Annotated in this window: 25 protein-coding genes and 1 tRNA gene; 19 read left to right on the plus strand and 7 right to left on the minus strand. The window is 57.9% G+C overall.

Translation table 11 applies throughout. The features are described 5' to 3' along the window. Nucleotides 1-33 precede the first annotated feature (33 nt). The 8 genes from L1O02_RS11905 (at nt 34) to L1O02_RS11940 (ending at nt 8,172) form a co-directional block, all read left to right on the plus strand. On the plus strand, nt 34-3,357 hold the full coding sequence (locus tag L1O02_RS11905; RefSeq protein WP_235759947.1) for a phage tail tape measure protein: 3,324 nt from the start codon (nt 34-36) through the stop codon (nt 3,355-3,357). A 45-nt stretch (nt 3,358-3,402) separates the two neighbouring features. Beyond that, nucleotides 3,403-3,741 (plus strand): phage tail protein, encoded by a 339-nt coding sequence (locus tag L1O02_RS11910; RefSeq protein WP_210713272.1) that lies wholly within the window; start codon nt 3,403-3,405, stop codon nt 3,739-3,741. Further along, entirely contained in the window at nt 3,738-4,892 is a 1,155-nt protein-coding gene (locus L1O02_RS11915) for a hypothetical protein (protein WP_235759948.1), read from the plus strand. Before L1O02_RS11910 ends, L1O02_RS11915 begins: the two co-directional genes overlap by 4 nt. Next, nucleotides 4,892-5,221 (plus strand): hypothetical protein, encoded by a 330-nt coding sequence (locus tag L1O02_RS11920; RefSeq protein WP_235759949.1) that lies wholly within the window; start codon nt 4,892-4,894, stop codon nt 5,219-5,221. Before L1O02_RS11915 ends, L1O02_RS11920 begins: the two co-directional genes overlap by 1 nt. 3 nt (nt 5,222-5,224) lie before the next feature. Further along, on the plus strand, nt 5,225-5,395 hold the full coding sequence (locus L1O02_RS11925; protein WP_235759950.1) for a hypothetical protein: 171 nt from the start codon (nt 5,225-5,227) through the stop codon (nt 5,393-5,395). 59 nt (nt 5,396-5,454) lie between these two features. Beyond that, on the plus strand, nt 5,455-6,138 hold the full coding sequence (locus tag L1O02_RS11930) for a phage minor tail protein L (protein ID WP_235759951.1): 684 nt from the start codon (nt 5,455-5,457) through the stop codon (nt 6,136-6,138). Nucleotides 6,139-6,140: 2 nt separating this feature from the next. Continuing rightward, entirely contained in the window at nt 6,141-6,917 is a 777-nt protein-coding gene (locus L1O02_RS11935; protein WP_235759952.1) for a Mov34/MPN/PAD-1 family protein, read from the plus strand. Nucleotides 6,918-7,092: 175 nt separating this feature from the next. Beyond that, nucleotides 7,093-8,172 carry a hypothetical protein gene (locus L1O02_RS11940; protein WP_235759953.1) on the plus strand — a complete coding sequence of 360 codons (1,080 nt, stop codon included), beginning with the start codon at nt 7,093-7,095 and terminating at the stop codon, nt 8,170-8,172. A gap of 45 nt (nt 8,173-8,217) precedes the next feature. Here L1O02_RS11940 and L1O02_RS11945 read toward each other — a convergent pair whose 3' ends face one another. Next, nucleotides 8,218-8,613, minus strand: coding sequence for a hypothetical protein (locus L1O02_RS11945; protein ID WP_235759954.1), 396 nt, complete (start codon nt 8,611-8,613; stop codon nt 8,218-8,220). 41 nt (nt 8,614-8,654) lie between these two features. Next, nucleotides 8,655-9,134, minus strand: a complete 480-nt coding sequence (locus L1O02_RS11950; RefSeq protein WP_235759955.1) for an Arc family DNA-binding protein — start codon at nt 9,132-9,134, stop codon at nt 8,655-8,657. A gap of 120 nt (nt 9,135-9,254) precedes the next feature. Between L1O02_RS11950 and L1O02_RS11955 the strand changes: the two genes are divergently transcribed. The 10 genes from L1O02_RS11955 (at nt 9,255) to L1O02_RS12000 (ending at nt 17,714) form a co-directional block, all read left to right on the plus strand. Further along, the gene (locus tag L1O02_RS11955; protein ID WP_235759956.1) at nt 9,255-9,428 is read left to right on the plus strand and encodes a hypothetical protein; all 174 of its coding nucleotides are present in this window, start codon (nt 9,255-9,257) and stop codon (nt 9,426-9,428) included. Nucleotides 9,429-9,502: 74 nt separating this feature from the next. Next, complete coding sequence (locus L1O02_RS11960) at nt 9,503-10,420, plus strand: Bro-N domain-containing protein (protein ID WP_235759957.1); 918 nt, start codon at nt 9,503-9,505, stop codon at nt 10,418-10,420. Further along, nucleotides 10,417-11,145: a phage antirepressor N-terminal domain-containing protein gene (locus tag L1O02_RS11965; protein ID WP_235759958.1), complete on the plus strand. Its 729-nt coding sequence runs from the start codon at nt 10,417-10,419 to the stop codon at nt 11,143-11,145. Before L1O02_RS11960 ends, L1O02_RS11965 begins: the two co-directional genes overlap by 4 nt. A 92-nt stretch (nt 11,146-11,237) precedes the next feature. After that, nucleotides 11,238-11,657: a hypothetical protein gene (locus tag L1O02_RS11970; RefSeq protein WP_235759959.1), complete on the plus strand. Its 420-nt coding sequence runs from the start codon at nt 11,238-11,240 to the stop codon at nt 11,655-11,657. A 52-nt stretch (nt 11,658-11,709) separates the two neighbouring features. Further along, complete coding sequence (locus L1O02_RS11975) at nt 11,710-12,291, plus strand: tail assembly protein (protein ID WP_235759960.1); 582 nt, start codon at nt 11,710-11,712, stop codon at nt 12,289-12,291. A gap of 57 nt (nt 12,292-12,348) precedes the next feature. Beyond that, a complete protein-coding gene (locus L1O02_RS11980; protein ID WP_235759961.1) occupies nt 12,349-15,438 on the plus strand; it encodes a host specificity protein J in 3,090 nt (1,029 codons plus the stop codon). Nucleotides 15,439-15,735: 297 nt separating this feature from the next. Then, the gene (locus tag L1O02_RS11985) at nt 15,736-16,587 is read left to right on the plus strand and encodes a hypothetical protein (protein WP_235759962.1); all 852 of its coding nucleotides are present in this window, start codon (nt 15,736-15,738) and stop codon (nt 16,585-16,587) included. A 64-nt stretch (nt 16,588-16,651) separates the two neighbouring features. Next, a complete protein-coding gene (locus L1O02_RS11990; RefSeq protein ID WP_235760242.1) occupies nt 16,652-17,089 on the plus strand; it encodes a structural protein P5 in 438 nt (145 codons plus the stop codon). A gap of 17 nt (nt 17,090-17,106) precedes the next feature. Next, nucleotides 17,107-17,460, plus strand: coding sequence for a hypothetical protein (locus L1O02_RS11995; protein ID WP_235759963.1), 354 nt, complete (start codon nt 17,107-17,109; stop codon nt 17,458-17,460). Next, nucleotides 17,457-17,714, plus strand: a complete 258-nt coding sequence (locus L1O02_RS12000; protein ID WP_235759964.1) for a hypothetical protein — start codon at nt 17,457-17,459, stop codon at nt 17,712-17,714. The genes L1O02_RS11995 and L1O02_RS12000 overlap by 4 nt, the downstream gene beginning before the upstream one ends. Nucleotide 17,715: 1 nt before the next feature. On the opposite strand, the gene L1O02_RS12005 is transcribed toward L1O02_RS12000, so the two are convergent. The 3 genes from L1O02_RS12005 to L1O02_RS12015 all read right to left on the minus strand — a co-directional run bounded on the left by L1O02_RS12005 (nt 17,716) and on the right by L1O02_RS12015 (nt 18,946). Beyond that, nucleotides 17,716-18,060, minus strand: coding sequence for a DUF3892 domain-containing protein (locus L1O02_RS12005; RefSeq protein WP_235759965.1), 345 nt, complete (start codon nt 18,058-18,060; stop codon nt 17,716-17,718). Nucleotides 18,061-18,288: 228 nt separating this feature from the next. Further along, a complete protein-coding gene (locus L1O02_RS12010) occupies nt 18,289-18,621 on the minus strand; it encodes a hypothetical protein (protein ID WP_235759966.1) in 333 nt (110 codons plus the stop codon). Nucleotides 18,622-18,858: 237 nt separating this feature from the next. Then, nucleotides 18,859-18,946: transfer RNA gene (locus tag L1O02_RS12015), tRNA-Ser, on the minus strand. A 123-nt stretch (nt 18,947-19,069) separates the two neighbouring features. On the opposite strand from L1O02_RS12015, the gene L1O02_RS12020 reads away from it, so the two are divergent. Then, on the plus strand, nt 19,070-19,741 hold the full coding sequence (locus L1O02_RS12020) for a Bax inhibitor-1/YccA family protein (protein WP_011062013.1): 672 nt from the start codon (nt 19,070-19,072) through the stop codon (nt 19,739-19,741). Nucleotides 19,742-19,816: 75 nt separating this feature from the next. Here L1O02_RS12020 and gspM read toward each other — a convergent pair whose 3' ends face one another. Both gspM and gspL read right to left on the minus strand, forming a co-directional pair. After that, on the minus strand, nt 19,817-20,317 hold the full coding sequence (gspM, locus tag L1O02_RS12025; protein ID WP_108545645.1) for a type II secretion system protein GspM: 501 nt from the start codon (nt 20,315-20,317) through the stop codon (nt 19,817-19,819). 3 nt (nt 20,318-20,320) lie between these two features. Beyond that, nucleotides 20,321-21,460, minus strand: a complete 1,140-nt coding sequence (gspL, locus tag L1O02_RS12030) for a type II secretion system protein GspL (protein WP_108545644.1) — start codon at nt 21,458-21,460, stop codon at nt 20,321-20,323. Nucleotides 21,461-21,462 lie beyond the last annotated feature (2 nt).

Raw genomic sequence — 21,462 nt, forward strand, 5'->3', positions numbered from 1 at the left:
CCTCTGTGCGGCTTTTTATTGCCTGGAGAAAACATGAGCACTACCTTCGCTTCGCTTGGCATTGCGGTTGAGTCGTCTCAGGCGGTCAAGGCTGCCGATGACCTGGATAAACTGGTCGACGCGGCCGAAGGGGCAGAGAAGGCCGTCGATGACCTTGGCAAGGCTGGGGAGGGCCTGGCCAACACCGGCAAGAATATCAGCCAAGCGGAGGCGGAGGCCGCCCAGGGCATCGATAAAGCGACCAATGCGAAGGAGCGCCAGGTCGATGCGAGCCGCAAGGCCGGGACAAGCGCCGCCAGCGAAATCGCAATCATCAGCCAGCTCGACAGGGCGATGACCGGCAATATCGACAGCATGGAGAAGCTGGTCCAGGCAGAGGGATTGCTTGAGCGAGCTCGCAAGGGTGGCCTGGTCACCATTGAGCAGCAGGAGGCCTATCAGGAGCGTCTCGGTAAATCCTTCGACAAGATCGAGAAGGCCGAAGCCAAGGAGACGGCGCAGAAGCAGCGCCTGATCAACGCCGAGAACCGGCAGATCGAGGCACTGAAGCGCACCGTCAACAGTATCGATCCGGTAACGGCGAAGCTAGCCAAGCTGGAGGTGCAGGAAAAGGCGGCTCATGAGGCGTTCCGCGTTGGTGCAATCAACGCTGACCGCTACAGCGAGGCCCTGGCCAAGGTCGGCAAGGATCGGGCCGGCATCACTGCTACAGAGGGCGCATTCGACAAGCTGAAGCTCGGCACCCGCCAGGCTCAAGAAAACGTCATGCAGTTGACCAACGCCCTGCAATCTGGGGATTGGGGGAGCGGTGCGCGAGCTATTGCACAGCTTGGCGCTGGAGCCGGGGCCTCTGCGAAGAGCCTTGCGGCCGCCCTGATACCCGCGGGGCTGCTGGCGGGTGTCATCGGTGGTCTCGGGTATGCCTACTTCGATGCCATGAAGCAGGCGCGGGAGTTCAACAGCGTTATCAATGGTGGTTCCAACGATGCAGGGCAAAGTGTAGCCAGCCTCAAGTCCATGAGTGATTCGGCGGGTACGCTGACCGGCAACCTGGCCGGTGCGCGCGAGGCTGTAATCGCTCTGGCATCTGGGGCGGCAACCAGCGGTGTCCAGATGCAGAACCTGGCCGAGGCCGCAGCGGCCATTGGCGAGGTTACGGGGAGGGGGGCGGGTGATATCGCGAAGTCGCTGGCCAATGCCGGCAACACCGCAACGGAAGCGGCCTCGAAGATCAGCGATCAATATGGGCTGCTGACCTACGAGCAGTACCAGGTCATCAAGGCCATCGACGAGCAGGGTGACCACCAGCGCGCGCTGGATACACTCAGTGAAAACCTGAATCAGTCTGCGCAGGAGCGGCTAAAAAACTACCGCGATTCGCTGTCGGACATCGAGCGTGATTGGGATCGGGTGAAGGTCGCCATCAAGGGTGCTTACGCCGAGATCCGATCTGAAATCTTCCCGGACCTGGCCAAGCAAATCGAGATCACCCAGCGGGTGCTGGATACCCGTAAGGGAGGCGGTGTCGCAGGCGCTGTATCGAATGGCCTGAGCTCCCTCAACTCCTTCCTTGGGTTGGTTGACGGGGAGAACGACGACTCCACGCCTGCGCTGGAAGCAAAGCTTGCTGCACTGAAGGCACGGCAAGCGGCCAGCCAAAGCAATGCGGTAGCAACAGGCGAGGAAACACGGGCGAATAAGGAGCTCATTGCGGTCCAGAAGGAACTGGACAAGCAGATGGAGAATTTGAACCCGCTCGCCAAGCGGCAGGAGGCTTACAAAAAGCTCGACGATCAGTTCACGAAACTTTTCCGGAGGAGCGAAGAGACAGGGAAAAAGGTTTCACTATTGGATGGGGTTCAGTTCGACGGCAAGAAGTTTTCCGGCGGAGCCTACGACCAGTTGCGGAAGGCGATCGACGAGCAGAAAAAGGACCCCAAATCTGCTGCCGGCGCGGTAGACCTGACGGCCTTCAACAACTCGAAAAACAACCTCACCGGCATCCTGTCCGAGTACAAAAACGCCCAGAAGGAACTGGACGCAGCGCAGAAGGCAGGGCTGGTGTCCCAGGCCGAATACCTGCTCAAGCGTGAGGCCATGATCGGCAATGAGCGGGACGAGGTCACGGCGGCCTATGAGGCGGAGATTGCAGCACTGGAGGCCGCTAAGGGTGAGGCCAGCACCTCTGCCGCCCAGCGCATCCAGCTGGACCAGAAAATCGCCGATGCCCGCGCCGCCATGGTCAAGGCTCAGCGGGACGCTGACACCGAGCTGAGCGTGCTGGCCAAGAACGAAGAGGGCCGGCTGAAGAAGCAGGAACTGGCAGTCAAGACCTACACCAGCGCCTTGCAGCAGCAAGTCGACACTCTGCGCGAGCAGGGCATGCGCGCTGCCGCCGGTCTTGGCCAGGGTGATCGCCAGCGCGATCTGACCAACCAGCAGAACGCTATCGACGATCGCATCAACCAGCAGAAGCTGGACCTGGCCAACCAGTACAGCGATGGCTCCCGGGGCATGAGCCTCGACGAGTACACACAAAAGCTGCAGGCGCTGGAAGCCACCCAGCAGAAGCTGCACGACACCGTGGTCAGCAACTATGACGATATGTCGGCTGCCCAGGGCGACTGGACGAATGGGGCATCTTCGGCCTGGCAGAACTACCTGGAGTCGGCGAGGGATGTAGCCGGCCAGACCAAGAGCCTGTTCACCAACGCCTTCGGCTCGATGGAAGACACGATCGTGCAGTTCGCGATGACCGGGAAGCTGTCGTTTGCTGACTTCACCAAATCGATTCTCGCAGATATGGCCAGGATCGCTGTTCGCCAGGCCAGCTCCTCGGCGCTCAGCTCGTTGTTCGGCATGGCGGCCTCTGCTGCTGCATCGTACTTCGGCGGCGGGGCGGCTTCGGCCGGATCAACGCAGGCCGGGTATACCGGGGTCGACTTCTCCAGCTACCAGGCCAATGGCGGTGCCTGGGGAGCTGGCGTGCAGATGTTCGCCAATGGTGGCGCCTTCACAAACAGTGTGGTCAGCAAGCCAACGGCTTTCGGAATGGCTGGCGGCCAGACTGGAGTGATGGGCGAGGCCGGGCCCGAGGCGATTGTGCCGCTGGCCAGGACGTCAGGCGGCCAGTTGGGTATTCGAGCGTTGGGCGGTGCTTCAAGCTCAAGCAATAACCAGGTGGTGATTCAGCAGACCTTCAACGTCCCTGAAGGGGGCGGCGGGGTCAGCGAAGCGGACGGCCAAGTTTTGGCCCAGGCCTATGCCAAGTCCGCCAAGCAGGGCGCCCAAGAGCAGATCGCTAAGGACCTCCGGCCTGGAGGCCAGATCTACATGGCCATCAGGGGGCGTGGTTGATTGGCGTTGCCCGCTTCGGCGGGCTTTTTTATGCCTGGAGAAAATATGGCAACTGAAACCTTTACCTGGAAGCCGAATAACGATCCCGCGGCGACCATTGCGTTTCGCACCAAGTCGGCCAAGTTCGGCGATGGTTACGAGCAGCGCGCCCAGGACGGAATCAACAACCGCTCGCAGTCCTGGCCCTTGACGTTCACGGGCCAGAAGGCGCGCATCAAGGAGATCATGGCGTTTCTCGACCGACATGCCGGCGCAACGCCGTTTTTTTGGTCTGACCCGCTAGGCGGTCAAATGCTCTACCGCTGTTCCGAGTATCAACCCAAGGCCATGGGGGGCGATGCCTACACCCTGACCGCAACCTTCGAGCAGGCATTCCACCCATGAGCATTGTTCCAATTGACGTTGGCCAAGAGCCAAACGACGAAACAGGCGACCCGTTGCGCGATGGCGGGATAAAGATCAATGCCAACTTCGCGGAGCTCGATACCCGAACTGCGGTAGCGCAAGCGAAGGCTGAGCAAGGTGTTGCGGACGCCGCGGCAGCACGGACAAAGGCAGATCAAGGTATAGCGGATGCTGCGGCGGCTAAGGCCAAAGCAGATGCAGCAGTGCCCGCGGCGGCACTTGGTACCTCCGTTGCTCAGTTGGTCAATGGAGTGGTGCCGGCTTCACAGCTGCCGAGTTTCGTCGATGATGTGTTGGAGTTTCCAGCGCGGGCCGATTTCCCAGCAATTGGCGAAACAGGAAAGATCTACATCGCAATCAACGACGGCGATAGCCCTACAAATCCGACACGTCAGTATCGCTGGAGCGGCGCGGCGTATGTGCTGATCCCGTCCTCGCCTGGCTCAACGGACCAAGTCCCTGAGGGGGCTACAAACCAGTACTTCACCGCGGCCAGAGTACGCTCGACGACCCTCGCAGGCCTTGGTGCACTGGTGAATGCCGCTATCGTGGCTGGCGACACGGTCTTGCAGGCCTTGGCAAAGTTACAGGGGCAGCTGAACGCAAAGCTGGGCAGGAGCGAAGTTGCGACGGACTCTGACAAGCTTGGCGGGCAGCCGGCGACGTTTTACACCGCTCCATTCGTCGGAGCTACCGCATCTACTGCCGGGATTAAAGGGCTCGTCCCTGCGCCGGCAGCGGGTGACCAACTCAAGTTTCTTGGCGCCGATGGGCTGTACCGGATCCCTGATGGTCCGGCTGAAGTAGTTACGAATGCCAACGGAACAGCCACCAAGTGGCCTGACGGGACGATGATTTGCCGCACTGTCAGGAAGGACTCAGGCCCGGCAACGACTGCGGTCGCTGCAGGGTTGTTTATCAATACCGGGGTTTCCTTTCAATGGCCGGTTGCTTTTGTTGGGGATATGCCAACAGCTATTGCCGCATCTGAATCCTATTCAGTTACGTTTAGTTGGGTAGCTCTAAACGTAGGGGCCACATTAACCGGGATATCTGATGTTCGAATCGTTTCATCTGGCAGTGGCGCACTATCGAAAGTATTGGTATCAGCGATAGGGAGGTGGAAGTAGTGATCAAGATTAACCTTTCTCCAATCCTCATGGGTGGAAGGCTTGAAGTGTCGGTCAGGGGGTTCGAGCTGACAGTTTGTTGTGAGGTTTTCGACTTCACACCTTTGAAAAAAGGGTATGAGCTATCTGCCGCAGATATAGGCTCTGAACTGTTTGCTGGCCCGGCCGTTATGTCGGGCGATGGTGATCTGGAGGTAACTCTATTGCTGCCGTACAGCGATCCTGATGCGCCTATGTGTGTCCGCTTCCCTGAGCCTATTTTCGTGACAGCTGATGGCCCGGTGGAGATTCCTAAAGAGATCCCAGCCGAACAAACTATCGAGAGGTAAACAATGGACTTCTCGCGGAGCAAGAAAACTTTCACTGAGCAGGACCAAAAGGCGCAGGAGGCGAGGGAGTACCTGCAGCAAACAGACTGGCTTGTTGTGCGCAAGCTTGAGACTGGCAAGGAGATCCCGGCAGATATTGCCGAGAAGCGTGCCGAGGCGCGCAGCCGGATCTAGACCTGCAACACCCAGCCAAGCCCGCCATTGAGCGGGATTTTTTTGCCTGAGGAAACAAGATGCCGATTACGGCCGACATCCAGACCCTGGAGCCTGGCGCGTGGGTGGAGCTTTTCGAGCTCGACGCTACTGCGCTGGGTGCCGAGCTGTACCGCTTTCACGGCTACCCAAAACAATCTTCGATCTACTGGCAGGGCGAGGAGTATTCGCCCTGGCCGATCCAGGCCGAGGGCTTCGAGATGACCGGGCAGGGCGCGCAGCCGATGCCGACCCTGTCCGTCGGCAACGTCGGCGGGTTCATCACGGCCCTGGTGCTGTACTTCGAAGACCTGGTCGGGGCCAAGTTGATCAGGCACCGGACGCTGGGCAAGTACCTGGACGGCCAGCCCGAGGCGGACCCCGACGAAGAGCTGCCGCCGGACATCTGGTATGTCGAGCGCAAGGCAGCCGAAAACAACGAAACGGTGCAGTTCGAGCTGGCCTCGGCCTTGGACTTCGCGGGCGTCCAGCTACCGCGCCGGCAGATCGTGGCAAACGTCTGCTGGTGGCTCAGTTGCGGCGGTTACCGAGGGCCCTGCTGCGGGTACAACGGCGGGCCCGTGGCGGATGAGAACGACATCATTGTCACCGACGCCGCAAAGGACAAATGCGGCGGACGGCTGAGCAGTTGCAAACTGCGTTTCGGCGAAAACAACCCTCTGCCTTACGGCTCATTCCCGGCCGCCGGCCTGCTTCGGAGCTGATCATGAACAAGTCCACCCGCGCCGCCATCGAGCGGCATGCGCTGGCTGAGTACCCGCGTGAGTGCTGCGGCCTAGTGATTCGCGAAGGCAGGAAAGAGGTCTACGTGCCTTGCCGCAACACGGCCTCGACGCCCAGCGAGCACTTCCGCCTGGCGCCCGAGGACTTCGCCGCAGCCGAGGACCGCGGCCAGGTGCTGGCGGTCGTGCACAGCCACCCAGACTATCCCGCAGCACCCAGTGAAGCAGATCGCGTCTCCTGCGAGGCCTCCGGACTTCCCTGGCACATCCTTGAGGTCCGCAAGGGCGATGACGAACAGGTACGCGCAGGTGAGCTTGTGAGCTTCACGCCGGATGGCTATCAGGCCCCTCTGATCGGCCGCAAGTTCGCCCACGGCGTGCACGACTGCCTGAGCATCATCCTCGACTTCTACTGTCGCGAAATGGGCGTCGACCTGGGTCAGTACGAACGGGAGGATGGCTGGTGGGAGAAGGGCGGTAACCTGTACCTGGAGAACTTGCCGGCGGCTGGCTTCACGCAGGTCAGTGCGCCGCGGCATGGCGATATAGTGCTGATGCAGATTCGCTCGAAGGTGCCGAACCATGCCGGGGTATACCTGGCCGACGGTGTGCTGAAGACCGAGCCTCAGCACTTTCCGGCGCCCGGGTCTATCCTGCACCACCTATACAACCGAGACAGCAAGCGGGATACCTATGGCGGCTATTGGCGCGAAGTCACGGTCAGCTACTGGAGGCACAAAGATGCAAAACAACAAACATAACGCGACAGGACCGCAAGATAGCAATATGTGGCAGCGTTAAATGCTGATGGCATTCTATCCACGCGGGATGCCTGATCAGGGGGGGGCGTGACGACACAAATCGTGAGCCCGATGGCTAGGTATTTATGCTGGCACTATGGTACTTTCCCGGCCCATTATGGAGGGGAGACTAGGGATGGGAACATTAGTAATCGGGAATGATGAGTCGGCACTGCTTCTACTGGAGACCCTTTTGCTGGATCCAGATGCAGTTGTGCCGGAGGTCAAGTTCGATAACTGGCCTAGATTTGAGATGCATGTCAAGGGCGAGCGCTATCATTCAACCATAACTCCCGAGCTGATGGAGTCGTTCCTTGATCTCCAAAAGACAATCAACAAATCGTTTGCATTGGTGCGTTACTCGGATTCGAGTAGGCGGCTTACAAACGCAGATCGTGATGATCTGAAGATCCTCGTTAAGGTAGGGGAAGGAAGTTCTGGCTTCGTAGCTAAGCTTGAGGAGCAAGCAACAGCGATAGCTGCTGGACTATGCGAGGGTTTCAAGGCCATGGATTCTAGGCACAAACTTATTACTTTTCTTGCGTTGGGGGCTATGGGCTTCGGCACCTTGGGCTTCAGCTATCATCTGGACCACCAGACTGAGGCGCGGAAGGCCGAGCTGGCCAAGCTTGAGTCGGACGCAGAGCGAGCCGAGCGAATGACGACGCTCGCGCTCGTTAAAGCTGCGTCTGTAAGCTCTTCAGATCGCTATGTTGCGTTAATGAATATGGTGGCAGAGCATACACCGCAGATCCAAACGATATCTGAGCACATGGCGGGTACCTATAATAAAATCATTTTTGCTACCAAGGACTCCGATTCGATTAATGTCCAGGGTGTGCTGGTGCCAGGCGCTGCGGTAGATGAGCTAAGCAATACGCCTCGGAATGTCTCTGTTGAGGATCGTTCTGCAGGCGTGTTCATGATTCGCGGTGTTGATCACAGGTCAAAAACTGAATACAAACTTTCCCTTTATGACGTTCTTAGAAAAAGCGAGATCACCGCAACGCTTCCCAGGGATGGCTCATTTGTGACTGACCAGATCCTGGATGTGATTCAAGAGGCTGAGTGGGGTGGGAAGGTTGTGATGCTTCACCTGATCACAAAGACTAGAGCCGGAAGACTGGTGAAGGCTGAGGTTGAAAAGGTTACAAGGATCACAGATCAAGATGCCTATCAGGATGTCTCTGGTGACCAGTTAGCTACAAGTCGATAAATGAAGCCCAGCCCCGTGCTGGGCTTTTTGCATCTTGCACAACACCTAAAGAGGGACTGAATCAGGAAAGCGCTCTAGGTAAAGCGCAAGCTCTTCTTTTGAGTGAGGTATATAGAAGGTATCTGAGCCAGGGTTTTTGACGATCTTGGGGAATGCTTCGTGAGTGCTCGTCAGCGGAAGAAAGATGTTGCCTTCCTTGAAGCCACTTTTGATCTTGGCTGCACCGCTATCGACGTAAAGCTGGACGCCATCGAACATGGTGGTGCGTTTTTCTAAAAGGGTTTTTACATCAAGGTCAACAATTTTTTCGAGATAAGGCTTGAGATCGTCAATCGAATCGAACGACCAAACCTGAAGGTGTTTGCTTCGGCGGTGAGCGAACCAAAACACCCGGCAAAATTCATTGTAACGTTCACTGTATTCATTTGAGTGGTAAAGCATGGGCAATCCTTGCTTGTTAGTAGAGGGGAAAACTCTTCCTGTCACTTCTTTGGGTAGCGCTTACGGGGCTGTGGGCCTTTCGGCGTTGCAGTGTTACCCACCATAACGTCCAAGGCTCGAAGCGCTTCGTATGCTCGATTGATGGCCGCGCTCATCTCCTCATGATCTTGACCTTCAATCGCGCTTCGATGAGCCTCATCGGTGTTTTGGATCAATGCTTGTTTATTGATGCTTGTCGTGAAAGGCATGGGAACCGTTTCAGATTGATCTTTGTCATCCGCGCCGTAGTTGAAAATCACCTCAACAGAAATTCCCTTTTCTTGACCCATTTCAATGAGCGCGTCCGTGAGTTCACCCATTCCCATCTGCTTTAAATGCGGAGGCGTGAAGCTTTCCTCAAGCCGGGAAATAATTTCCGCGTGCAGCGAGCGAGAACCTTGTCTGGCACTGTCATCGAGACGTTGACGAAGCTCATTAGGCATGCGTACCGGATAGGGAGATATTGCGTGTCGATCACTCATGACGGTCCCAAATTTTGTATTGCGGGCAGTATGCGAAATGAATCAAAAAGACTCAATGAGTCCACTTGACTCTTAAGTGGCATGAGTTAATATGAGTCCACAAACAGCAAGGAGAGGCGCATGAAAGACGCGCATAAGGTAGCGCCGTACAGCTTGAGGATTGCTGAGCAACTGAAGGCAAAGGCAAGAGACGCGGCCGTGATCCATCGGCGCAGCCTAAACATGGAGCTTGAGCTTTTGATAGAGGAGGGCTTCAAGTGGCGGGAAATGCAAAGCAAGCAGGCCATGGTCTGAAACGAAGAAGCCCCGACGAGGTGAGAGTCGTCAGGGCTTCGAGAAACGAGATCAACTTCGGAGAAGAAATCGTCATGGGCGATAATAGCACAAACGTAATTCCGTTCAATTTCGGCACGCAGCAGGTACGCACGCTGCTGATTGTTGATCAGCCATGGTTCGTGGCCAACGATGTTTCCGCTGCACTTCAGTACAGCGAAGCGTCCGCGATGACTCGCCACCTGGACGATGACGAAAAGGGTCTGTCAATTGTGCAGACCCTTGGCGGTGACCAAGAAATGCTGATCATCAATGAGTCTGGCCTTTACTCGGCAATCCTGCGCAGCCGCAAGGCCGAAGCCAAGCGCTTCAAGAAATGGGTGACCGCCGAGGTTCTGCCTGCTATTCGCAAGCATGGCCGCTATGAGGATGCCCAAGGCAAGATGCAGCCCATGCTGGATGAGTTACTTGGCCCGCAAGGCGCTCGAAAGCTCGGAAATATCATGCGCTGCCGAGTCGCCAAATTGGATACCGAGCATCAACGTATCGCGACTGCCAAACTGGCGTCGGCCCTGCATGCGCGTTTCGACGTCCCTCGCATGGAGTTAATCCCGGGCGATCAGTTGGATGCGGCCTGTAGCTTCGTCGCGGCTTACGCAATTGAAGGTGAATACCTGGGCAAGGAAGAAGCCAAGGTTGAGCAGCCGCTGAACATCCACTACCCAGTTGAAGCTCTCGCTCAACGTAGACCTGAAATGGTTAAGCCGCGCGGCGACGGCCATGCGTGGCTCAATGTGTCCCTTAACGATTTGCGCGAATTCCACGAGGGCAGCACTCCTTGCGAGGCCATTCTCATTGAGCTACGCAAGGCGGGCTATGAGTTTGAGGGCGCTTGGTGGGAGCTGCGCACCTATCGGAACAAGATGCGGGAGATCGCTAGCTTCGCCCATGGACTCACCTGCGTGATTGATGAACCTCACCGTTACGCGATCAAGATGGGAGATGCAGCATGAGCGCGCTGATGACTGTTCCGTTCCATGGTGTGAACCTGATGCTGGTCGATTTGGATGGTCAGCCATTTGTGCCAATGCGCCCAGTTGTGGAGGGCATCGGCCTTGATTGGGGAGGGCAGCACAAGAAGCTGACCGCCAACCCTGGGCGCTGGGGTGTCTCCGTTACGGAGATCCCTTCGGCTGGCGGTAGTCAGGATGCGGTATGTCTTCCTTTAAGGAAACTGGCCGGTTGGCTATCCACTGTGCAGGTGGCCCGGGTAAAGAGTCCTCAGGTCAAGAGCAAGATCATCGAGTATCAAAATGAGTGCGACGATGCACTCTGGCAATACTGGAATGACGGCCACGCTATAAACCCTCGAGCGCAGCTACCAGCGGCCAACGACTCTGCTGTTGAATTCGCCAAACTTGCGCTGGAGCACCTGCCGAACTTGGGCGATACCAGCAAGCAGGCTTTGCTCAGTCACATCTCGGAACTGGCCTACGGGCAGCGCTTGATACCTTTGCCAAAAGTAGAGGAGAACTTGCTCCTAGCTGGACAGGTGGGTGAGCTGTTCGGTGTGACTGGCAATCGTATCGGCAAGCTTGCGAATCAGCACGGCATGAAGATTGAGCAGTACGGTGAATATCGACTCGATAAGTCGCGGTACAGCAGCAAGCAGGTTGAGACATTTCACTACAACCAGGCTGCCGTAGAACGCTTCCGAGAGATCTTGCAGGACGTCTAACCCTCCCACTCTCATGAACCCCGCCCATGCGGGGTTTTGGTGCTTGTGCTTTGCAATGCTAGATTGCCCTCAAATCATATAGAGGGACCGACATGCGAATTCTGGTAGGAGCGGTTGCGGTGGCGCTGTTGGCGGGGTGCTCCTCGAATGCCATCACTGTTCAGCAAGCCAAGCAAGCGCCGAAGGATCAGGTGTATGCATTTCAGGCCCGACCTGCCGGTGCTTACGGAGCGATAACTGTTCTTCGAGATGGTGGCATAAACGCATCAGCTTGTGATTTCGTTATCTATGTCGATGGGAAAAAGGCTGCGAAACTTGGGTCCAGCCAGAAGGCCACCTTCTACGTTAAACCGGGATCTTTGAATCTTGGTGTAGGCCTGGCTGGAACGGGGCTTTGCATGGGGCAGGCGATTAGAACCATGGCGGCTGAAGCTGTGGCTGATCGAGAAACAATTTTCCGTGTCAGTTCAGATATGGCAGGTATGTATATAGGTCCATACATTGAGTACTAACTAAATTTCTAATGAGCCGCCCTCGGGCGGCTTTTTGTTGCCTGGAGGAAATATGTCTGCTGAAAAGATGCAAACCGTGTTGCTATCTGGATCCTTGGCTCGAAAGTTTGGGAGGCGTCACCGCATGGTCACTGGCGCAGGTTTCAATGATATTCGTGGTTATTTCAAACAGTTCCCTGGTTTCGAGCAGCACATGCTGGAGAGCGCCAGTAAAGGGTTGCGCTTCGCGATCTTTAACGACAAGCAGAACCTTTCCGAAGATGATCTCGGAAAACCAACGGGGCGAGGCGTAATTCGAATAGTCCCAGTAATTGCAGGCTCGAAGCGTGCCGGGCTATTGCAGACCATCGTTGGAGCTGTACTGATCATCGCTTCTTTTTTTGTTGCGCCTGGCGCTCAAGCAGCATTTCTCGGCGCAGGTGTTGGCATGACCGCCGGCGGCGTGATCCAGATGCTCAGCCCGCAAGCAAAGGGACTAGGCACCCAGGACACCCCCAACAACCGCCCCAGCTACAGCTTCAACGGAGCCGTAAACACCAGCGTCCAGGGCAACCCTGTCCCGCTGCTCTACGGCCGGATGATCGTCGGCAGTGCCGTGATCAGTGCCGGGATCTACTCCGAAGACCAGATGTAAGCCTAACCCGCCAACAGGCCCGCCGAGTGCGGGTATTTTTTTGCCTGAAGGAAAGCCATGAACCAGCACATTACCGGCAGCAAAGGCGGCGAGTCGAAGCCGCGGCCGTCTGTTGAGGCTCCGGACAGTCTCCAGAGCACTGCTTATGCACGCATCCTCGACCTGGTGAGCGAGGGCGAGATCCAGGGCCTGGTCGCGGGCGAGCGCTCTGTCTACCTTGACGAGACCCCCTTGACCAACGCCGACGGCACCCGGAATTTCAGCGGTGTCACCCTGGACGTCCGCACTGGCAGCCAGGATCAGTTGCATATCTCAGGCTTTCCAGCCGTTGAAAGCGAGATCGCGGTAGGGGTTGAGCTGAAGTATGGCCAGCCCTGGGTCCGCGCTGTGCAGAACCTGCAGCTGTCAGCGGTGCGCGTGCGCCTGTCGACGCCGCGCCTGGCCCAGACGAATACTAGCAATGGCGACACAAACGGCTACACCGTGCAGTACAAGATCGAGGTTTCCACCGACGGCGGGCCCTATGTGCAGGTGTTGGCCTCGGCGTTCAGCGGCAAGACCTCGACGAAGTACGAGCGTTCGCACCGGGTGGACCTGCCGCCGGCCAGCAGCAATTGGCAGATCCGCGTCACCCGCCTGACCCCGAATAGCACCTCTGGCGCCATTGCGGACAAGACGAACATCGACGCCATCACCGAAGTGATAGATGCGAAGCTGCGCTATCCGGGTTCCGCTGTTGTGGGCCTGCAATTCGATGCCTCCCAGTTCCAGTCGATCCCCACCAGGTCATTCGACCTGCGCGGCCGGATCATTCGGGTGCCGAGCAACTACGACCCAGAAAGCCGGCTGTACTCCGGCGTCTGGGATGGCTCGTTTAAGACGGCCTGGACCGACAACCCTGCCTGGATTTTCTACGACCTGCTGCTGCACTTCCGCTATGGCCTGGGCCACCTGCTGAACGAAGGCCAGGTGGACCGGTGGGAGCTGTACCGCATCGGCCAGTACTGCGATCAGTTGGTGCCGGACGGGAAGGGCGGCCAAGAGCCGCGGTTCACCTGCAACCTGTTCTTGCAGACTCGGGCCAACGCTCTCGACGTGCTGCAGGACCTGGCCACGACCTTTCGCGGAATGTCCTACTGGGCCGCCGGCTCGGTCATGGCTATTGCCGACATACCCGAGGACCCGGTTTACACCTACTCGAACGCCAACGTGATCGACGGCAAGTTCGGTTACTTCGGCTCGGCCAAGAAGACCCGTTACACCGTTGCCCTGGTGAGCTGGAACGACCCGGCCGACTTCTACCGGCAGAAGGTCGAGTATGTCGACGACCAGGCCGGGATCACCCGCTACGGCATCCAACAAACTGAGATCACCGCCACCGGCTGCACTTCCCAGGCCCAGGCGCAGCGCATCGGCAAGTGGGCGCTGCTGACCAACCGCCTGGAAACCGAAAGCGTGGGGTTCTCCGTGGGCCTGGATGGCACTCTGGCGCGCCCCGGGCAGATTATCCGCATCGCTGACAACGATAGGGCAGGGCGGCGCATTGGTGGGCGCCTGCGCTCGTCGACGCTCGATACCCTGGTACTGGATGCCGATGTGAAGGCATACCCCGGCGACACCATCACAGTGATCATGCCCACCGGTAAGGCGGTGTCTCGGGTGATCAAGTCCGTGGGCTACCCGGTCAAGTGGTCATCCAAGGGCATCAAGTGGTCCAGCGGCAGGATGACCATGGACACCACGGGCTTTCCGGCGGAAGTCCAGCAGGTTGTGCTGGGGAAGAAGTTGGAGGAGCGTCCACCACAGCATTCGATGTGGGCTATCGACTCGCCGACCCTCGCCACGCAGCTGTTCCGCGTCATGTCCGTGGCCGAGGACTTCTCCGACTCAGAGATCAAGTTCACGATCAGCGCGGTACGCCACAACGCGAGCAAGTACGGCGCAATCGACAATGGCACGCGCATCGAGCGGCCACCGGTGACGGTGATCCCGCCGAGCGTCCAGCGCCCTCCGGCGAACGTGACGCTGAGCAATGACCACTTCGTCGACCAGGGCAGCGCGGTCAGCGTCATGACGATTGAGTGGGAGAAGCCAGAAGCGGCGATCGCCTACGAGGTCTACTGGCGCAAGAACGACGGTGACTGGATCTTTGCAGGCCGCACGGGCGCCACGTCCATCGATGTGAGCGGGATCTACGCGGGCCGATATGTGGCCAAGGTGCGGGCCATCAACTCCCTGGACATCGGCTCTGTGTTCGCGACCTCGGTCGAGACCGTGCTGAACGGCAAGACCACACCGCCGCCGGTGCCGTCGTCCTTCACCGCCGCCTCGATCGTGTTCGGCATCAAGTTGGCCTGGGGCATTCCGGCAGGAGTCACCACCGCGGACCTGCAGCGGACCGAGATCTGGTACAGCCAGACTAACCAGGTAGCGACGGCAACCAAGTTCGGGGACTACGCCTATCCGCAGACCGACCTGACGATCATGGGCTTGGCCGCTGGTGTGCGGTTCTTCTTCTGGGCTCGGCTGGTGGACCGCATCGGCAACGTGGGGGCGTTCTACGGGCCGGTGATGGGGCAGTCCTCCGCCGATGCCGGCGTGATCCTCGAGTACCTGAACGATCAGATTACAGAGACGCAGTTGAGTCAGCACCTGCTTGAGAAGATCGACTCAGGCGGTGGCGCACAGGTTGAGGTCGAGGCGCTGAAGAGCGAGCTTGCGGCAATGTACTCGATCAAGACCCAGCTCACGGTCGACAACAAGCCATACCTCGCTGGAATCGGTGTAGGTGTAGAGAACAACGAAGGAATCATCACCAGTCAGGTGTTGATCGCGGCCAGTCGGTTCGCAATTGTCGACCCGAACGCCGCAGAGATCTATTACCCGTTTGTTGTTCAAAACAATGCCGCCTATATCGACACTGCATTCATCAAGAACGGCTCAATCGACATGCTCAAGATCGGTAGCAACTTGCAGTCGAACAACTACGAACCCGACGTTTCTGGCTGGGCATTTCGACCCGATGGAACCTTCCAGATGATGGGCAATACCCCAGGGGGCGCGAGACTCATGATCAACAACAAGGGGCTGTATGTGTTCCATCCGAATGGCGTCAAAGCCATCGATCTGAGCGTAGATGCAACATGACAGTAGGTCTTATAACAAGGGATAGTTCAGGCACAATTACCGCTGATATGACAAAGCATCTCAGTCAAGCTGAAGGTTTTGTCATTACAAACAAATCAAACGGTAGTCTATCAATTCAACTACCTTCAGGTAAAAATTACTTTTATATAATAACCGCTCTAGAGGATTCGGTTAGGACTGCTGGTAAAAAGCCTGGAGTTACACTAAGTCAAAATCTTATATCTTGGAGTTATGTTGTGCCAAGTGGTTTTGCTATGAATTGTAGGATAGATTACGGTTATTATTAGAGGGTGGTGAATGAGTAAGTCGGCTCTTGTTGTAAGAGATGCTTCTGGCAACATGCTTTATGACACATCAAAGACAATTTACGGTCTAATAAAAAGTGGTCCTGTTGAATTTGCAGGGAAGTGGAATAGATATCAATCAGGGATGGGTGATTACATATATGCGTTTAGAGTAACAAGCGCCGTAAGCCCAATTGTTTTTACAGTAGGTACATGTGGAAGGCCTTACCAATCTAAAGAAGGTAACGACACGGTATTTTATTTTTCTGGCCCAGTTAGTGGGCTGCGTGTGTACTGCTTTGACATTATGCGTCCTATATTTACTGGGCCAGCTCTTAAGACAAGAGATGAATCAAGTAACTTTACATTCAATAGCCTGCAAAGACCTCTTAACGTAAAAGGTACAACGGTATGCCCTCCGCCAACTGGCCCATGGGCACCACCACCTTCTGCTCAAGTGCCGACTACACCTGTTGGAATTCAAGGTGGCTCTAGTTATCACGCACAAGCACAGATCATTTCTCAGATGATTGCTGGATTTCGTGCCTATTACTACGATGCTCTAATAGATCCGACAAGACAAAAAGTTTTTGCGGCGCACATACCTTGGTCAAGGGGTTGCTGGATTTTAGGTGACGTCAATGAAGGTTCAGGGAGTTATTACATACAAGGCGGGGATGAGGGATGCAGTGGTATTGGCGGTGGGTTTATAAGGCACATATTTTGGGGGGCACCAGAAACCACTTATACATCTGTTGACGTAAGAAATAGGCCTGGCATGTATTCGCTAACTGTGGATCCTCGTCCGGCTTGCATGTATATAGATACGGCTGAATATCCGTATCCGTTCAATCCACAGTTGTAGCTGTAACTGTCGAAGACACCCGCCCCTGAGCGGGATTTTTTTTGCCTGGAGTTTGACCATGACCATTCAAAATGCCCGTGGCGTCCGCAACCGCAACCCTGGAAACATCGACTACAACCCACGCAACCAGTGGGAGGGCCAGCTCGGCAAGGAGCCGAACGGCCGCTTCGCTATCTTCGATACCGCCGAGAACGGCATCCGTGCCCTGGGCAAGCTGCTGCTCAACTATCGCGGCAAGGATGGCATGCCCGGGGTCGGCGGCCCAGGCATCGACACCCCTCGCGAGTTCATCACCCGCTGGGCGCCCGGGAACGAGAACGACACCGAGGCCTATATCGCTGCAATCGCTAAGCGTCTGGGCGTGAAGGCGAACGATGCTATCGATATCAAGAGCCCGGCGACCCTGCGCGCGGTGATGCTCGGGATCATCGTGCATGAGAATGGCGGCAACCCTTACCCGGATGCAGTGTTCGAGGAAGGCCTGCACAGGGCTTTGAAGTGAGCGCCGGCGCCTGGCGGGTGGTTGGCGTCCTGCTGGCCGTCGTCCTGGTGCTGGTCGCCGGCGCTGCCCTGGGGGCCTGGCTGGCTTCCAGGCATTACCGGCCGCTGCTCGACACCGCCCAGGAGGCTCTGGCCACGGCAAAGGCTGTCCGCGCCAATCTGGAAGCCCTGGCGGGGGAGCAAGGTCGAAAGCTGGGCGACTTGGCGCTGGCCGGCGAGGAACGGGAGCGCCGAGCCGCCCAGGCCCAGGCTGACGCCAAGGAGCTGGCCCGGCACGACTACTCGGCGGCGAATCGCCTACTGCAGGAGCGTACCGGTGGTGACCCGGTGCCGGCGGCCGAATCGATCATTGATCAGGAGCTTGGGTTATGAAGTGGCTGCTGGTGGGAGCCGTGGTGCTGATGGCAGGGTGTGCGGCGCGGGAGCCTGAAGTGCGTACCGTGCGGGGGGAAGTGCCGGTGCTGGTGCCCTGCAAGGTGTCAGCTGTGCCCGTGCCGGCCTGGGCCACGGGCAGCCTCAAGAAGACCGACAGCCTGGAGCTGAAGGTGCGGGCGCTTCTGGCAGAGCGCCGCCAGCGGATCGGGTACGAGCGACAGCTGACAGCAGCTGTCGCTGCGTGTCGATGATTCAGAACTCAGGAAGGCTGCCAAGGTTGTCGCGTTTTGAACCATTTCGATCTGTGGACAGGTACACATCATCTAGTACATGCACGTCCGCCCCCTTTTTATAAGTTCCATCTGCATTCATGACCCATGTTGAAAAGGTTGCCTTGTTCAGACGGATCAAATCTGCCACGAATCCTCTGGGGATAGCTCGCTTGGTTCCAAATTTCTGTGGGAGGTTTTCGCTGACTTCCACATAGGTGATGCGTTGGCGAGCGCCGTCGTATTGAACGCGAGTTATACAAAAATCCGTCATTTCTCTAATCCTTGATTGATGGCGAATTGCCTTGCGTAGAGTGATCAGGGACAAGTGATTTTGCAAGACTCAAGAGTGGTTCTGTTATCTAACGGAAAAGTATGGTGAACAGCAGTCATTGACTCAAACCCCCTCGACTTTCACCGCCTAAGATTCGTACCACTTTTTGTACCAGTTTCTGTTCCCCGCAGGGGGTATCAGGGTCATTTGAAGGCGCTGGAGCCCCCTGTTTACCGCTTTCCCAATACGCCAGCTAATCCGCACATCATCATTGAGTCGCTCTCAGCGTAGCTTTCCGCGTGCGCCGGCGGGTATCTGTCGGCGCAGATCCTCGTTAGCCCGGTCCTTGCTCCGAACACTCAGCTCAAGGTCGCTGACTTTCCGGCGCAGATCTGAAGCTTCTCCGGCCTTCTCACGAAGTCGTGCCAGGGCTTCATCACGATCCTTCACGGTCTGGGCTTGTATGTTCACCAGCTTGAAAATGTTTTCACGGGCTGCGCGCAGCTGCAGGTTCAGCTCTGCCACTTCATTTTCCAGCAGCAAGGCGTGCTGGCGGGCAGTTTCCAGGGGCGAAGGAATGCCCAGCCAATCGGCTGTGTCGTCTTCTGTGTGCACGGTACTACCTCGAATCCAATGCTGTATGTGCATACAGTAATTGAAGCTTGAGAGGCGCGCGATTTGCGCCGACGAACTGTAGGGGGAGGAGGTGGTGCTGGTTCGGCAGGACGCCGGAGAAAGGAAAGTTTTGTAACGGTTACCAAATAGTTTTGTAACGAGGACCAAGAAGCGCCGTTTTGAAAATCCGCCATAAACAAAAAAGCCCTGATAAATCAGGGCCTTCTCGTTGAGATTTGGCGGAGGCGTAGAGATTCGAACTCTAGGACCTGTTACAGTCGGCGGTTTTCAAGACCGCTGCCTTAAACCACTCGGCCACACCTCCAGATCGCATTGCGGGCGCCATAATACCCGAATGAAACACACTGTCAAACTCTCTGCGTCGCGAGTTACAGAGCCTCTGTTATCATCCTTGCCACTAAATGTTTCCCCCAACAGGAGTGTCGCCATGCGCGAACAGGATTACGCAGTTAACAACGGCGTGCAGGCCGAGCAGCTAGAGGTTAGCCGCGTCCTGCGCAACACTTACGGCTTGCTGGCCCTGACCCTCGCGTTCAGCGGTGTCATGGCTTATGTGGCGCAGCAGATGCGGGTCGGCTACCCGAACATCTTCGTGGTGCTGATCGGCTTCTACGGTCTGTTCTTCCTCACCAACAAACTCCGTGACTCGGCCTGGGGCCTGGTGTCGGCTTTCGCCCTGACCGGTTTCATGGGCTTTTTGCTCGGCCCGATCCTCAACCGTTACCTGGGCATGCAGGGCGGTGCTGAAGTGGTCAGCTCGGCCTTCGCCATGACTGCCCTGGTGTTTGGCGGTCTGTCGGCCTATGTGCTGATCACCCGCAAGGACATGAGCTTCCTCGGTGGTTTCATCACCGCCGGTTTCTTTGTCCTGATGGGTGCCGTGCTGGCCAGCCTGTTCTTCCAGATCAGTGGCCTGCAGTTGGCGATCAGCGCCGGTTTCGTGCTGTTCTCCTCGGTGTGCATCCTGTTCCAGACCAGCGCCATCATCCACGGCGGCGAACGCAACTACATCATGGCCACCATCAGCCTGTATGTATCGATCTACAACCTGTTCGTCAGCCTGCTGCAGCTGTTCGGCATCATGGGTCGCGATGATTGATCCTGCTGGTTGAGCCGCTAAAAAAGCCCGCTTCGGCGGGCTTTTTGTTGTCCGGGTTTCAGGAGTGACGAGGTTTCAAGGGCTGTGCAGCTGCAAGCGCGCGCTGGCCATGGCGTCCTTGTTGACTTCGATGGAGAACGACAGGACCGAGACGTGCTGCTGTTCCAGCTGGTCGATCCAGCTGATCAGGCCGTTGAGCGGGCCTTCCAGGCTGAGGTTGACCCGGCCCTGATCCTCCTGGTCCATGCGTTCGAGGTTGAGTCCGGCCTGGCTGCTGGAGCGGGCCAGCATGCCGGGCAGGGCATCGCTGGAAATGGCTGGGCCTCGAAGGGAGGAGGGGCTGGCGGGTAGCTGTTGTAGATCGTGAAGCAATTGCGTTTCCTCGGTATAGCGTTGCTCGGCCTGGGCCAGAGCCTGTTGTTGCGGTTGCCAGAGCAGGTAGAGGCTGGTCAGGCCGGCGAAGACGGTCAGGGCCTGCAACGCCCGTTGTTCGCGTTTTGCCAGACGCTGCCAGCGTTGCCGGAGTGGGTTCGTCAGGGCGTTTCGAGCCGGGATCGAGGCGATGGGGCGCTTCATCGCTTACTCCTTGATTTGAAAACGCGCGGAGACGCCTTGCGCATCACGCACGGATGAATCGGTGCTGACGTTCAGGCCCTGGTTGATCAGGCCCTCGCGCAGCAGTTGCAGATCGGCAAAGGCCGGGGCGCTGACTTGCAGGCTCCAGCCGTCCTCGGCCTGGTAATCCAGGCGCTGGATCTGAGACAGGGCGCCGCCGCTGGCGCTCCAGTGTTGTGCCAGTTGCGACAGGCGCAGGGCCACGCCGGGGGCTTCCTGCACGTGCTGACGTTGCTTGAGCCGCACCTGATGCGCCAGATCGGCGCTGGCCGGTTCATCGGCGAAACGTTCTTGCCAGAGGCTGCGGCTGGCCGCGTGCAACTGGTCGCTGCGCTGCTCCAGGTACAGTCGGTGTTCGACGTTCTGCAGCAGTTGCACGCCGCCGGCCATCGCCAGCACCAGCAGGACCACGCGCCAGGGGGCGCTCTGCCGGGTGCGGCGCTGGAACTGGCCCTGGCACAGGTCGATCGCCTGCAGGCTGCCCTGGCCGAGCACTTGCCAGGGCTGCGCTTCGGCTTGCCAGTGCGGCGGTTCGACACCGTCGAGGGTGGGGGCCTCGGCGCCCTGCCACAGCAGCCCGTCCGGCAGCAGCCGGCCCAGTTCGCCGAGCTCCTGCGGGTTGAGCGTCAGGCGCAGCGCAGCGCTGCCGCCCAGCAGCCAGCGGCCGTCCCAGGCCAGGGCGCGTGGCCGGTCCTGGGGCAGGCAGTCGGCGTCGATGTGCATGCGTGACGGTTGCAGCCCATGCTCGGCCAGGCGCTTGAGGCAACGCTGCAGGCGCTCGCGGTCGATGACCAGCACCGAGCAGTGACGTCCCTCACGCAACGGGCCATGGGCCAGGTGCAGATGCTCGGCGTCGTCGATCAGGTGTTCTTCCAGGGCGCTGTGCAGGGCCTGGCGCAACCAGCGACCGCTGCGGGCCGGGACGCTGACCTGATGAAAGCTGGCCATCTCCATCGGCAGCAGCAGGGCGAAGGCCTGCCCGCGCAGGTGTTCGGCGGCCTGCTGCAGATCGCCTTCCCGGGGGGCGCTGTCGGCAGACCACCAGTGGCAATGCCAGGGGCGGTCGCCCGGGGTATGGGGTGAAAGGTAAAGCCAGTGGCTCATCA

The sequence above is a fragment of the Pseudomonas sp. BC42 genome, from assembly GCF_021560055.1.
GTDB lineage: Bacteria > Pseudomonadota > Gammaproteobacteria > Pseudomonadales > Pseudomonadaceae > Aquipseudomonas.